We start from the raw sequence: 12600 nt of genomic DNA on the forward strand, positions 1-12600 counted from the left end.
CCCGTCTTCCCCGTCCGGTGCGAAGCCTCCAGGGCGCGGACGGCGGTGAGCCGGTTGGGCAGGCCAGGGCGCACACCGCTGCCGGGTTCCCGACTCCCGCGGCGGGTTGCTACCCATCGCGGACTGCACCCGCCCCGGAAGAAGACCGGCGTCCGCCCGTCAGCGCCTGGCATCGCCCGGCGCGAGGAGGGCGGTCACGTCCGCGATGGCCTCCGCCGAGGGCTTGAGAAATACCGGCGGACGTTCTCCACCTTCTTGTGCCGGGACTTGGCCATCAGCATCAGCTCGGATCCGCCCCGCTCGCCGAGGTGGGTCAAGGAGGAGTGGCGGTACTCGTGCAGGTCCCAGCCGGTGCCCGTGCCAGCATGCGCAGTGTGCTGGTCGAGCAACGCGCGGGCCTGGCCGTAGGAGAGCCGAGCCAGGCCGGTGTCCGGGCAGACGTCCCGGGCGGAGAGGATCTTTCCGGGGCCGGGGCGGCGGTGGGTGACAAACACCGGCCCGCAGGTTCGGCCCTTCAACAGGCGGGGCAGCAGCCGGGCGGTGCCTGCGTCCCAGAACACCGTCTCCAGCACGTAGTCCGCGCGGGTGGCGCCGCGCCGGCGTACCTTCGGCTGGGCGCCCTTGGCCTTCACTGGGCAGCGGCGTCCGGCCAAGTCCAGCTCCTCGATGTTGACGTCCAGGATCTCCTCAGAGCGGGCGCACGTCTCGTAGAGCATCCGCCACAGCGTCTTCTCCCGTAGGTGGACGTCGCGGCGGGCGATCAGCCGGTCGATCGCCAGCTTCGAGCGCACCGGGGTGTCGGAGTCCGGCGGCGCAATCCGCTTCGCCCAGGCCGGGACCGCCGGCCCGTCGTACCCGCGCTCCGTGCACCAGCTCGTCCAGGACAGTACCGCCCCGCGGCGGGCGTTCCAGGTGTTCACCGCCGAGCTGCCCCACAACAGCTCCAGCGCCCCACCGACCTCGTCGTCCCCGACGGCCGCGAGCGGGCGGCCCTCGCCGAGGTGCTCGGCGGTCTTCCCGAGGGCGATGCCGTAGTTCCGCACGGTATTCGGGTTGGTGAGCGAGTCGAGGAAGGCGTCGGCCACCGTCCGGACGGTCAGCGCCTTCCCGGTCGGCAGCAGCAGGACCGCAGGCACCGGATCTCCTTTGCCACAGATAACGGGGTCGCTTCGCGCAGCGGCTCCGGGGCTTTGCCGCAGGTGACGCAGCCCAGTAGCACAGATATTAGGGCGTTATCCGTGGAACAACTTCAGACCGGTCCCACCGCCGGCGCCCCGTCAGCCGCCCACCAGGGCCGACGAACGCTTAGCGCACGATCTGACACGGATGTTCCTCAGCCCCCGGGCCCAGATCACCGGCTCAGCGTTGTGCCGTACCGATGGTCCAGGGCATCGCTGCCTCACTGTCCATCGTCGCCTCGCTGCGGTGAACGGGGCCGTTCAGGACCGGCGGCCGGCTGGTCGTGCGTTCCGGTGGGCGAGGACGGTGCCTCCAGGACGAAGAAGAGGAAGCCGATCCTGGTCGACAGGGCCCGGAAGTCGTCGGGGAACAGTTCACGGCCTGCCGGGTCGGGCTGGGGTTCGCTGATGACGCGGAGCTGGAAGCCGGCGGCGGTGAAGGCGTCGGTCATCGCGTGCAACGGCCTGCGCCAGAACCTCAGCGGGACGGTCTGCCCGCTGAAGGTCAACTCGTCGGTGTAGCTGGTGGTCGCCAAATAGTCGGGCCGGGGCTCCTGCATCATGTAGTCCGCGAACGGGTGCTGGACCGACGCGATCAGTCGGCCGCCGGGCCTGAGTACGCGCCGCATCTCGGTCAGGGGCGGCTCCCAGTCCTGGAGGTAGTGCAGCACCAGCGACGCGACCACGTCGTCGAACGCGCCGTCGGCGAACGGGAGGGGGTCGTTCAGGTCGACCACGCGCAGGTCCGCGTCGGCCCCGAGCCGCCGCCTGGCCAGGGCCAGCATGCCGGCGCTGGCGTCGATGCCGGTGACGTCGGCGCCGCGGTCGCGCAGGGCAGCGGACAGGGGGCCGGCGCCGCAGCCGGCGTCCAGGATCCGTCGGCCGGCCACGTCTCCGGCCAGGGACAGCATCGCGGGCCGCTCGTAGTAGGCGTTCTGGATGTTGCTCTCGTTGTCGGCCGCGTACGCCTGGGCGAAGCTGTCGTAGTCGTTGGCCGTGGCCGGATCCACGGACTGGGCGGGAGTCTCGGGCACGTCGGTTGCTCGGTCCATGGCTGGAGCCTAGTGTTCGCACAGTCCGCCGGACAGGGGCCGGTCACGGTCGGCGTGGGACATGCCAGTGGTCACCGGTACCGCCTCCGGGGCCGACACCGTCAGGTGCCCGAGCGGGGGGTGGGACTGGGAGGAGCCGTTGACCGAGTGATCGGTATTCTCCGTGGCCCCACCGCTTCGATCACTGTGTGTGGTCACCGGGGGCGTAGCGGTTCCCGGTCCCTCCCGCCTGGGCAACGACTCGGAGGGTGGTCTTGTCGTGGAAGCCCAGCGCCCGGGCGATGACCGGAGCGGGGGGCTGGAGCACGAGTTGGCACAGTGCGCAGGTGCGCACCGCTGTTGCGGGGATGGCCGATGTCGCGGATCAGGTCGGCGAGGCTGTGCGGGTGCATGGGGTGCATGGGGTGCATGGGGTGCTCGGCCCTGCGGCCCGGGAACAGCCAGGCCGCATGCCGGTCGGTGGTGTTCATGCTGGTCCGCTGATCCTTGGCCTGGAGCAACAGGTCGGCGAAGGGTTCGGGGACCGGGGCCGGTGGGCCGCCGACGCGTTCAACCGCCTTGACCTGCCTACAGCTGATCCCCCCTGCTGGGTGGTTCCGGAGGATGCATCCCGCCGCCGACGAGGTCACGTGGGCGGCCGGGCTGACCAACACCCGTGGGGCGCTGTTCCCCCGTCCGGCCCGCCGCCACCGGGTCACACACCCAGGGCCGCGCGCACGTCCGGGCGCTTGAGGGTGTGTACACACCAGGTGAAATGGCCATCGCCGCCGTCCTCGGCGTAGGCGTTGGCCCCCGCCAGAGCGTAGGCCGCCCGATACCACAGGGCTCGGATGCGGTCGGCTCCTGACTCCGCCGTCCGGGCGCTCGACCAGCGCGTCCATCTGGCGGTCGAGCTTCTGCGATCCGGTGCAGACCCGGGCGTAGCCGATGCGGACCTCGTTGAGCACGACCGGTTCGGCGGCGAAGCGGTCCGGCTGACCGGAGGCATCCATGCCCCCGGTCCTCTCAGAAAACGGTTCTGGAGGGTTGTTGAACCCCTTTGGTTTCTGAAGGTGTTTTTGAAGGATCTGAGGGGTGTTCAGCGTTCGCCGGGATGGTGCTTCAACAAACGATCGCTCGTTGGACACCCGCTCCCACCGGTGGCGGGTGTCAGCAGATGCGGCAGTTGCCGGGACTCACCGTTCCGTTTCTTCTTGGACCCCCTCGACGAGTGGTTAGACTCGCTGTTTACATTTGGAAAATTCGTCTAACATGGGGATGGCAGGGTGCCTGCCGGGTCGTGGGACCCAGCGACGGCACGCCGAACCAGGAGAAGCCGGAACCGTCTATGAACACCGAACAGCACTCAGCCGCCACCTCCCCCGACCTGTACGACCGGTCCGGAAAGCGCTACTCCCTGGACGACCCCCGCTGGCGGGGCGAGGACGGCAGTCCTCTCGCCGTCAGTACACTGCCGGGCCTGCGCCCCGAGCAGATCGACACCACAGAACGCTCCCTGTGGCGCTACCACGAGGCCCTGCCCGTCCCGGCCGCCCGCCGGGTGAGCCTGGGCGAAGGATGCACGCCGATGGTCCCGGTCGACTGGGCCGACCGGCGCGTCCACTTCAAGCTGGAGTGGTTCAACCCGACCTCCAGCTTCAAGGACCGGGGCGTATCGGTGATGATGTCCCACCTGGCGGCACACGGCGCCGACCGCGTACTCGAGGACAGTTCGGGCAACGGCGGTTCCGCGGTGGCCGCCTATGCCGCCGCTGCCGGCATCCGCGCCAAGATCATCGTTCCTGCCGCCACCTCGGAGGCCAAGATCCTCCAGGCCCGCGCCTACGGAGCGGAGATCGAGATCGTGGGCGGCACCCGCGACGAGGTCTCGGACGAGGCGATCCGCCAGTCGGAGCAGATCCCCTACGCCAGCCACAACTGGCATCCCATGTTCATCCAGGGCACCAAGACCATCGCCTACGAGATGTGGGAGTCGCTCGGCTTCACCGCGCCCGACAACGTCGTCCTGGTGGCCGGGGCGGGCAGCAACGTCATCGGGTGCGACATCGCCTTCGGTGAGTTGCTCGACGCCGGTCAGATCGACAGGCGCCCGCGCCTGTTCGTCGGGCAGCCCGAGCACTGGGCGACCATCGCCGATACGTTCAACGGTACCGACCCGGCCCGGCGCGGCGGGCGGGTACCGACGATCGCCGAGGGCGCGTCCATCGCCCACCCGGTCCGGCTGCCTGAGGCGCTGGAGGCCATCCGCCGCTCCGGCGGCGCCGCCTGCGCCGTGCCGGAAACGCAGATCCGCGCCGCGGTTCGCGCACTGAGCGCGCGGGGCCTGTACGCCGAGCCGACCAGCAGCGTCGCCGCGGCAACCCTCGACCACTTCATCGCGACGGGCGACATCGCCCCGGGCGAGACGACCGTGGTCGTGCTCACCGGTGCGGGGCTCAAATCCGCCGAGAAGATGGCCTCGGTGTTCGCCGGGCCCGCTGACTGAGCTCTGACCAGGAAAGGAGAGCGCGATGGCACACCCCTCCCAGGAGGATCTCACCGACGAACACCCCGACCCGGAGGACGAGCACCTCCTACGGGAGGCCGAGCGCATCGCCGTCGCCATCGGGCGCATGTTCCCGGGCCTGTGCGAAGTCGTCCTACACGATCTGCGCCGGCCCGACAGCGCCATCCGCGTCATCGAGAACAACCTGTCCGGGCGGCAGGTCGGCGACTCCGCCACCGAACTGGGGCTGCGCCGCATCGAGGACCCCGACTACCCCAGCGTCATCCAGAACTACAGCAACCGGTTCCCCGACGGACGCCCGGCCAAGAGCACCTCGATCGGCATCAAGAACGCCGACGGGCGTTACGTCGCGGCCCTGTGCCTGAACCTGGACGTGAGCACGCTGTCCCCGCTGGCGCTGACCCTGGCCAACCTCGTCGCCACGGACGTCGAACACCGGGGTGAGGTCCTGGAGACGCTGCGCGACCGCACCGGACGCGAACTCCGGTCGGCCATCGACTCCTTCGCCGCCGAGCGCTCCAGCACCCCCCGCGGCCTCAACCGCGACCAGAAGCGCGAACTGGTCCGGCAGTTGCATCGCGAGGGGTTCTTCGAGACCCGCAGTTCCGCACAGCTCATCGCCGACCAGCTCGGTGTCTCCCGGGCGACCGTCTACAACTACACGAAGTAGCCACCCCGGCTACCCGCCGGAACGACCCTGTGATGACCGAGGAAGCAGCGCCATGACCAACAGCACCGTCATGATCGGGCCGCCCGCAGCCGGTGAACCGCTCGATCGGGCAGGCGTCACCGGCTAATCGATCGTGCCCGTCCGGCGCGGCCCTGGTCATCACCCACGGCACCGACACCATGGCGGAGACCGGTCGGCACCTGCTCAAGCGCATCGGCCGCACCATCGACAAGACCGTCGTCCTCACCGGGGCCCTGCAGCCAGTGGCCATAAGCCACAGCGACGCCGTCTTCAGCCTCGGTTCCGCAGTCTCCTCGCCGCCAGGACACTCCCGCCGGGCGTCTACGTCGTCATGCACGGCACAGCGTTCGACCTGGCAACCGTCCGCAGGGACAGGGCACAAGGGCACTTCGTCCGACCCGGCAACGGAGCCTGGAGAAGGGCCCGCCCCCGGAGTCATCCGCGCGCGGCGGCGTTCTTTTCCATCCCGGTGTTCTTACCCATGTCCTCTGCTTGCCTGCTGACCAGCCCATTGCCGCTTTCCGGCGTACTGGGGCCGCCCCCCGAGCGGCCCCAGCCGTGGCTTCCGGCCCGGGGCCCCGGGCCTCCAGTGAGAATTCCTGCCAGTCGGACCAGTTCTGGAGCCGGTCCGCGTAGACCTGCTGGCGCCTGGGGTGGAAGCCGGGGGTCGAGGAGGATCGGTAGCGGGCGCGGGGGTCGCTCCACCGGTCGGCGCCATGGGCGAAGGTGCCGCGGCGGGGCGGGGGCTCGATCACGCACCGGATGAACGCGGCCTTGCCCACCCGGCCCCCGTCCGGGTCGGCGTGGGTGGCGGTGTCGCCGGGGCGCACGTGCTTGCGGCTGCGCGCGTTGGAGGCCGCGGCGCGCAGCGCGGTCAGCACCGGTTGTGGGGTCAGGCCGCTAACGGGAGTTTCTTCCGGGATCCTCCTCGCCCCCCAGGTGGACGTCACCGCCCACGTCCTCGGCGCCGGCAGCCCCCAACAGAGCCCCGACCAGCCCGGGGAAGCGCTCGTCCAGGTCCTGGCGGCGCAGCATGACGAAGCAGCGTATGCCCTCCTGGCGGGTGCGGGTCACCCCCGCATCGCGCAGGACCCGCAGGTGGTGGCTGAGCGTCGACTTGGCCACGGGCACCCGCAACTCTCCCCACCCGCGTTCGGCGCCGTCGGCGAGCACCCGCACGAGCCCGATACGCAACGGGTCGCTGAGCGCCGCCATCACCTCGGGCAACGACAGTTCCTCGGTCGCCGGGTGGTGTGCGTGTCTCATACTCCCCATGCTAGCTTGTTCGATGTTCGACGAACAACGAACAAAGGAGACGGCTTGACCGAGCCGCAACACCACCAGCACACCGACCTCAACGGCCGGGTCGCCATCGTCACCGGCGCCGGATCGGGCATCGGCCGCGCCACCGCGATCGCCCTGGCCCGAGCCGGAGCCCGCGTCCTGGGGGTGGGTCGGCGCCAGGAGGCGCTCCAGGCCACCGCCGCCCACCACCCCGGTATCGCCACTCACCCCGCTGACCTGCGCGCCCCCGACGCCCCCGCCCGGGTGGTCCAGGCGGCGACGCAGCAGTGGGGCCGCATCGACGTGCTCGTCAACAACGCCGGAGCCACCTCGATGATGCCGCTGGCCCAAACCGATGCGGACCGCATCGCCGCGCTGTTCGCGCTCAATGTCACCGCCCCCAGCCTTCTGGCCGCGGCGGCCCTGCCACACCTGCGCGACCGCAGGGGAACGATCGTCAACGTCTCCAGCACCTACGGCCACCGACCGCTGCCCGGCGCCGCCCACTACGCGGCCTCCAAGGCCGCCCTCGAGCAGTTGACGCGCTGTTGGGCACTGGAACTGGCCCCCGAGGGGGTGCGGGTCAACGCCCTGGCACCGGGCCCCACCGAAAGCGAGGCTCTGTCGGCGGCGGGGCTCACCGAGGCCGACGCGGCCCGGGTCAAGGAGGCCGAGGCCGCGCAGATCCCGCTGGGCCGCCGCGGTGAACCCGACGAGGTCGCCCAGTGGGTGCTGCGGCTCGCCGACCCGGGCACGACCTGGCTCACCGGGCAGGTCCTCACCATCGACGGCGGCCTCGAACTCACCTGACCCCGGGACCGCCCCAGGGGTAGGGGCACGGTGGTTTCCGCGGTGGGCCCAACGCCCAGCGTTGGGCCCACCGCGGCTGATCACAGACCGGGGGACCACCGTCCCACGGCAGGCCGGTCGCATCGGCTGAAGGAGTTTGGCACCTGATGCGACCGGACCGCGTCCTCACCCGTGGGAGTTCGACCACCGTGTGCGCGCCGGTGATCAGTTTCTCCGCGACGTCCTCCCCTGGACAGATGGCCGGTGCCTCCTTTCCCGACGCACGGGCGGTCCAGGAAGCGTCAGGGGGATTCCCCCGCAGTGTGGACACCTTCGCATCAGGCAGCGAGTCCCGGGCTGACCGCCCGCTGCTCGTAGACGAGCGGGCTGAGCCGGCCGTGCGCCCAACGCCGCCGGGTGTCGTGGCGGCCGGTCCAGGAGAACACCGCCACCCGTGCCGCCCCGGTGCCTGCCCACCGCTTCACCCCGGGCGATGGGCAGGGGTGCGTTCCCCCGTGGTCGGACAGAGGGCTTCGGGGGTCAGCCCGAAGCAGCGTTCCAGGTCGCTCACCGACAGTTCGTCGGAGAGGTGCCCGTGAGCCGTGGCCCAGAGTGCGGGGCCCGCGCATCGGACAAAACGGCGCTGCCATCGAACCGCCGCTCGGATCATGGTTCTACCGCCACATCCTGTGGCGATCCCCCTCGCCCCCAAACCGTGCCGAAGAGCACCCGCCTGGGCGGGGCGTCGGCGGGCTGATCGCCCATGGACGCGCCCAGGCGCCCGCGCGGCCCGTCGTCGGCGGGGACGGCCGAGTCCCTGCGACAGGCCCGCCTGTGTGACCTGCGCCATGGGGATCCGAGATCGACACGGTGGGCCGGTGTCGCTCCGGACACCCTCTGATAGTTCAGTGCTTGCTGTATCCGCCGCGTTTTCGCGGGTCGGAGGCGGTGCGTCAATAACGTTGGCGCCGGTCTGTGTGCGCACGGAGGGGTGCGGGGCACCCTCAGACCGCTGACCCCCGAGAAGGTTCACTTATCGGGGGTCAGAATCGGTGCCCTCCTGAGCGTGGTTTCGTTGTGCGAAAACTTGTTACGTTTAATAAGTAACGTTTCCAACGAAACGAAAAGGAGAGCATGCCGAGATCACGGAGTCCGGACCACGAAGGCCCGCGAGGCGCCATGCGCCCGGCCTCCGGCGACGCGGGCCCGCATCGCCCCCGACCCGTTCCGGTGCACCGTTCCCCGGGGCGGTGGTTCCGGCGCGTACGCCACCGTGGACCGCATGAGCACATCCGCGTTTCTCCCCGGCCTGGAACTGGCCCGCCGCTTCTACCACGAGGCGGTCCGCCCCCTGCTGGAGGAGGTGGCACCCGGAACACCCCACTCCGCGGCCCTCCTGGGCCCCGGCTCCGAAGTGCTCGGGCTCGACACCCCCCGCTCCCGCGACCACGACTGGGGGCCACGCCTGCAGATCTTCCTGACCCCCCGCGACGCCCGCCGCCACGGGCCGCGGATCCACCGCCACCTCGCCGAGCACCTGGCCGAGGACTTCCTCGGCCACCCCACACGCTTCGCCCTCACCGGAGAGGACGCAGCGACCGGGGCCCGCCACCAGGTGGAGGTCACCGACCCCGCCGCCTGGTTCACCGCGCACCTGGGCTTCGACCCCACGGTCGGCCTCACCCCCGCGGACTGGCTGGCCACCCCCACCCAACTCCTGGCCCAGGCCACCGAGGGCGCCGTCTTCCACGACGGCCTGCACCGCCTCGCCCCCGCACGGCACCGGCTCCGCTGGTACCCCCGCGACCTGTGGCTGCACGTCCTCGCCTGCCAGTGGCGGCGCCTGGCACAGGAGGAGGCCTTCGTCGGCCGCTGCGGCGAGGTCGGCGACGACCTCGGCTCAGCCGTGGTCACCGCCCGCCTGGTTCGCGACCTCATGCGTCTGAACCTGCTCATGAACCGGCGCTACCCGCCCTACTCCACATGGCTCGGCAGCGCCTTCGCCCGCGCCCCCGGGGCGGCGGAGCTCACCCCGCACCTGAGCGCCGCCCTCAGCGCCCCCGACTGGCGCACACGCGAACACCACCTCTGCCGCGCCTACGAGCACGCGGCGCGGGCGCACAACCGGCTCGGCCTCACCGACCCCGTCGACCCCACCACACACCTCTTCCACGACCGCCCGTTCCGTGTCCTGGGTGCCGACCGCCTCGCTGCGGCACTGCGGTCCCGGATCGCCGACCCCGAGCTGCGGGCGCTCCCCGCGTCCGGCGCCGTCGACCAGTACGTCGACAACACCGATGTCCTCACCCGGCCGCCTCTGGCCCGGGCGAGCGCACTCACCGCACTCGCACAGCCGCCCCGCCCCTGAACCCAGGCGCCGTGGTCGGCGGCACGGACCATTCCTGCGCTTCCGCTGCCGCTGCCGCGGCCCCGGAAGCGCAGGAACACTCCCGTTCGGAGAACGAACGCTGGACGGACACCCGCATGGGTGCGCACTCGGTCACGTGAGTCACGGACAGCGCCACCGCCAAACCCCGGACCGATCCTGCCCGCGGGCCAACAGTCGACGTACGCCGCCGGTCTAGGCGTGGAATCGGGTCAAAGGCTCGCGCAGGACCCGGTCGAGCGCCGCCCGTCCGGCAGGACCCCACTCCGGCTTGCCTCCGGGCAGGCCGCGGTCCCCGTTCTGGCCCATCAGCATCAGGAAGAGGCTCTTCAGTGCGGCCAGCCCGCGGGCGCGCCGAACCGTTGCCTCGTCGGCCTCGGCGTACGCGGCGAAGAAGCGTGCGGCCGCGCCCGCCGGCAGCAGTACCCAGGCGGCCGCCAGGTCCGAGGCCGGGTCTCCGACGAACAGGTCGCCGAAGTCGACGACGCCCGCCAACGTCCCGTCTGTGACGACGACGTTCGCGGGATGCAGGTCGCCGTGCACCCACACCGGCGGACCCTCCCACGCGGGGGCCGCGACGGCTTCGTCCCAGACAGCCCGGACGTCGGCGGCGTCGGAGCCGATCGCGTCAGGGTCGACGGAGTCGAAGAACCGGTCGAAGCCGTCGGTGTGGTCCTCGGGGTGTGCGCCGCGGCCGGTATCCACCGGTGCGTCGGCGGGCGCTGGCACATGCAACGCCCGGAGGAACGCCGCCAGGGTGTCGGTCGCGTTGCTCGCTCCGGGTGATCGCCCCGTGGTCCAGCGGCAGGCCCCGCACCCACGTCATGACCGTCCACATCTTGGGGAAACGCTCGGAGGGCGCACCACTCCGCACGGGCACGGGCAGCGGCAGGCGTGGGGCGAGCAGCGGCAGCCACCGGCGTTCCTTGAGTTGGTGGTCGGGGTCGGTGTCCATGCGCTGGATCCGCACGGCCAGCTCGTCCCCGAGGCGCCACATCTGGTTGCCCCAGCCGCCCTCCACCTCATGGAGGGGCAGCTCGGCCAGGTCCGGATGCTGGTCTCGCAGCAGTTCGCGGATGAGACCCACGGTGATCTGGGTCATACGGAGCAACCATACGGGGTTCGACCACGGCAACGCCGTCCGGCCGGGCGGTGGCGATCGTGGTCAACCTCTTCGGCGGCTCGGATCAGCCCAATGCGCGAACCAGGCGGTGACGGCACGGCCCCGGAGACAGCCCGGAGGACTTCCCCGACGACATGAGCGAGGCATGAGCGCGACCGGGGCCGCCCCCGTTGCGACATCGGGGCGCGGCCCGGTCCGTGCCAGCCGCTGAGTCCGCCTTCCCCTCGGCGCGGTGCGGGGCCCGAGGCCGGGCCCGATGACCGGTGGGCCGGCGCGGACTGCGGGGAGTGTGCGCACGGCTGTCGGGCGCGTGCCCCCGGTGCTGGAGCGCTAACGATCGGAGAAGAGCACCAGGGCCTGGGCCGCCTCCACGGGCACCGTCAGATCCAACCCCGTGGCCTCACGAAACGCCTGGAGCCGGTTCACCACCGTGTTCCGGTGGCAGTACAGCGACGCGGCGGCCGCCTTCACCGACCCCGTCGCCGTGTAGTGCGCCAGCGTCTCCAGCAGCCGACCGCGCGCCTCCTCGTCCAACCGTTCCAGGCGCTCGGCGCGCTCACGGCCGAATCCGGGAAGTACCTGTACCACCCGGTCGCGTGCCAGACGCAACCACACCTGCTCGTCACGGACCAGGCCCTTGCCGGGGCGGGCGTAGCCGGCCAGTGCGCGGGCGGCCCCGATGGCCGCGGGGACCTCCGCCAGCCCGCGGACCCCCTCGACGATCCCGCCTGCCGCGCTCTGGGGAAGTGAGGGCCAGTGGGACCGTCCCGGCTCGCTCACCAGGGCCACCCCGTCGTCGTACTCCCAGGTCAAGAACCCGTTGCGGGAGGGGTTCCACGTCTGTGCGCGCTCTGCCTGGTGCGGGGGCAGGACCAGGAAGGCCACGTCGAACACCCCGTGTTCGGGCAGTCCCAGCACGGGCGCGACCCTGCCCGCGACCTCCGTGACCCGTTCGCCCGCGCCCAGCAGGCGCGCGAAGGCCTGGGCGGCCGCGGCACGCGAGTCGCGTTCCAGCACCGCCCGTTCCTCCAGGAAGGCGGCCTGTACGTCGCTGATGAACTGCTCCACGGCCTCCAGGATGTCCTCCACGTGCGGTACCAGTACGCGCGCGGAGTCGTCACCGCTGGCCCGCACCAACCCCGCCCACAGCACCTTGAAGTCGAGGCGGACGGCCTCCAGCAGGTCCTCGCGCTGCACGCCCTGGCGCGCCCTGCGCCGACCGAGCCGGGTCGCCAGGTCGCGCAGGCGCGCCGGGGGTTCCAGTCCGGCGATCCTGCGGGTGAGCAGTTCGAAGCTGTCCATGCCCGCCTGGCGCAGGTCCTCGGTCGGTACCAGGCCGTCGTCGTAGCGGCCCAGCGCCGCCAGCCGCTGCAGGAAGTCCTCCACCAACTCGTCCGGGTCCAGCAGTTCCACCATCCGGGTCCAGGAACGCGCGCCGTCCGCGGCCGACCACTCGTGCGGCGATCCGTTCATGGCCCTCCCTCCCGGGGTCGGTCGCCCACCACGGTGATTGGGCAAAACACCAGGAACGATGGTGCCACGTCCGACCCCGACGCGTGTACCCGGGCGTTCACCTGCACTGTTCGCGCAG

At 71.3% G+C, this 12600-nt stretch carries 12 protein-coding genes and 1 pseudogene; 6 read left to right on the plus strand and 7 right to left on the minus strand.

Annotated features, from left to right (window positions below; genetic code table 11):
* Positions 1-194: 194 nt before the first annotated feature.
* The 3 genes from ACTVAJ_RS03835 to ACTVAJ_RS03845 all read right to left on the minus strand — a co-directional run bounded on the left by ACTVAJ_RS03835 (position 195) and on the right by ACTVAJ_RS03845 (position 2537).
* On the minus strand, positions 195-1136 hold the full coding sequence (locus ACTVAJ_RS03835) for a tyrosine-type recombinase/integrase (protein WP_470386633.1): 942 nt from the start codon (positions 1134-1136) through the stop codon (positions 195-197).
* A gap of 263 nt (positions 1137-1399) precedes the next feature.
* Positions 1400-2230 carry a class I SAM-dependent methyltransferase gene (locus tag ACTVAJ_RS03840; RefSeq protein WP_470386634.1) on the minus strand — a complete coding sequence of 277 codons (831 nt, stop codon included), beginning with the start codon at positions 2228-2230 and terminating at the stop codon, positions 1400-1402.
* 181 nt (positions 2231-2411) lie between these two features.
* A complete protein-coding gene (locus ACTVAJ_RS03845; protein WP_470386635.1) occupies positions 2412-2537 on the minus strand; it encodes a hypothetical protein in 126 nt (41 codons plus the stop codon).
* A gap of 523 nt (positions 2538-3060) precedes the next feature.
* Here ACTVAJ_RS03845 and ACTVAJ_RS03850 point away from each other — a divergent pair.
* From ACTVAJ_RS03850 to ACTVAJ_RS03865, 4 genes are all read left to right on the plus strand, one after another.
* Entirely contained in the window at positions 3061-3480 is a 420-nt protein-coding gene (locus ACTVAJ_RS03850) for a hypothetical protein (RefSeq protein ID WP_470386636.1), read from the plus strand.
* A 77-nt stretch (positions 3481-3557) separates the two neighbouring features.
* Positions 3558-4715 (plus strand): threonine synthase, encoded by a 1158-nt coding sequence (locus ACTVAJ_RS03855; RefSeq protein ID WP_470386637.1) that lies wholly within the window; start codon positions 3558-3560, stop codon positions 4713-4715.
* A gap of 25 nt (positions 4716-4740) precedes the next feature.
* Positions 4741-5406, plus strand: coding sequence for a helix-turn-helix transcriptional regulator (locus tag ACTVAJ_RS03860; RefSeq protein ID WP_470386638.1), 666 nt, complete (start codon positions 4741-4743; stop codon positions 5404-5406).
* Positions 5407-5498: 92 nt separating this feature from the next.
* Complete coding sequence (locus ACTVAJ_RS03865; RefSeq protein WP_470386639.1) at positions 5499-5930, plus strand: asparaginase domain-containing protein; 432 nt, start codon at positions 5499-5501, stop codon at positions 5928-5930.
* Between the two features lie 397 nt (positions 5931-6327).
* On the opposite strand, the gene ACTVAJ_RS03870 is transcribed toward ACTVAJ_RS03865, so the two are convergent.
* The gene (locus tag ACTVAJ_RS03870) at positions 6328-6693 is read right to left on the minus strand and encodes an ArsR/SmtB family transcription factor (protein ID WP_470386640.1); all 366 of its coding nucleotides are present in this window, start codon (positions 6691-6693) and stop codon (positions 6328-6330) included.
* A 54-nt stretch (positions 6694-6747) separates the two neighbouring features.
* Between ACTVAJ_RS03870 and ACTVAJ_RS03875 the strand changes: the two genes are divergently transcribed.
* Entirely contained in the window at positions 6748-7521 is a 774-nt protein-coding gene (locus tag ACTVAJ_RS03875; protein WP_470386641.1) for an SDR family NAD(P)-dependent oxidoreductase, read from the plus strand.
* 317 nt (positions 7522-7838) lie between these two features.
* On the opposite strand, the gene ACTVAJ_RS03880 is transcribed toward ACTVAJ_RS03875, so the two are convergent.
* Positions 7839-7985: a hypothetical protein gene (locus ACTVAJ_RS03880; RefSeq protein ID WP_470386642.1), complete on the minus strand. Its 147-nt coding sequence runs from the start codon at positions 7983-7985 to the stop codon at positions 7839-7841.
* Between the two features lie 797 nt (positions 7986-8782).
* Between ACTVAJ_RS03880 and ACTVAJ_RS03885 the strand changes: the two genes are divergently transcribed.
* Positions 8783-9868, plus strand: coding sequence for a DUF4037 domain-containing protein (locus ACTVAJ_RS03885; RefSeq protein ID WP_470386643.1), 1086 nt, complete (start codon positions 8783-8785; stop codon positions 9866-9868).
* Between the two features lie 213 nt (positions 9869-10081).
* Here ACTVAJ_RS03885 and ACTVAJ_RS03890 read toward each other — a convergent pair.
* Both ACTVAJ_RS03890 and ACTVAJ_RS03895 read right to left on the minus strand, forming a co-directional pair.
* Positions 10082-10988 (minus strand): annotated as a pseudogene (locus tag ACTVAJ_RS03890) (phosphotransferase).
* A 351-nt stretch (positions 10989-11339) separates the two neighbouring features.
* Positions 11340-12482, minus strand: a complete 1143-nt coding sequence (locus ACTVAJ_RS03895; protein ID WP_470386644.1) for an RsbRD N-terminal domain-containing protein — start codon at positions 12480-12482, stop codon at positions 11340-11342.
* Positions 12483-12600: the final 118 nt, after the last annotated feature.

This window comes from Nocardiopsis sp. KDC1DS13DA1 (assembly GCF_055632325.1).

Coding starts and splice junctions, on each gene's coding strand:
- ACTVAJ_RS03850 (WP_470386636.1), top strand. CDS start 3,061: ATGCGGTCGGCTCCTGACTCCGCCGTCCGGGCGCTCGACCAGCGCGTC.
- ACTVAJ_RS03840 (WP_470386634.1), bottom strand. CDS start 2,230: ATGGACCGAGCAACCGACGTGCCCGAGACTCCCGCCCAGTCCGTGGAT.
- ACTVAJ_RS03855 (WP_470386637.1), top strand. CDS start 3,558: ATGAACACCGAACAGCACTCAGCCGCCACCTCCCCCGACCTGTACGAC.
- ACTVAJ_RS03860 (WP_470386638.1), top strand. CDS start 4,741: ATGGCACACCCCTCCCAGGAGGATCTCACCGACGAACACCCCGACCCG.
- ACTVAJ_RS03885 (WP_470386643.1), top strand. CDS start 8,783: ATGAGCACATCCGCGTTTCTCCCCGGCCTGGAACTGGCCCGCCGCTTC.
- ACTVAJ_RS03895 (WP_470386644.1), bottom strand. CDS start 12,482: ATGAACGGATCGCCGCACGAGTGGTCGGCCGCGGACGGCGCGCGTTCC.
- ACTVAJ_RS03870 (WP_470386640.1), bottom strand. CDS start 6,693: ATGAGACACGCACACCACCCGGCGACCGAGGAACTGTCGTTGCCCGAG.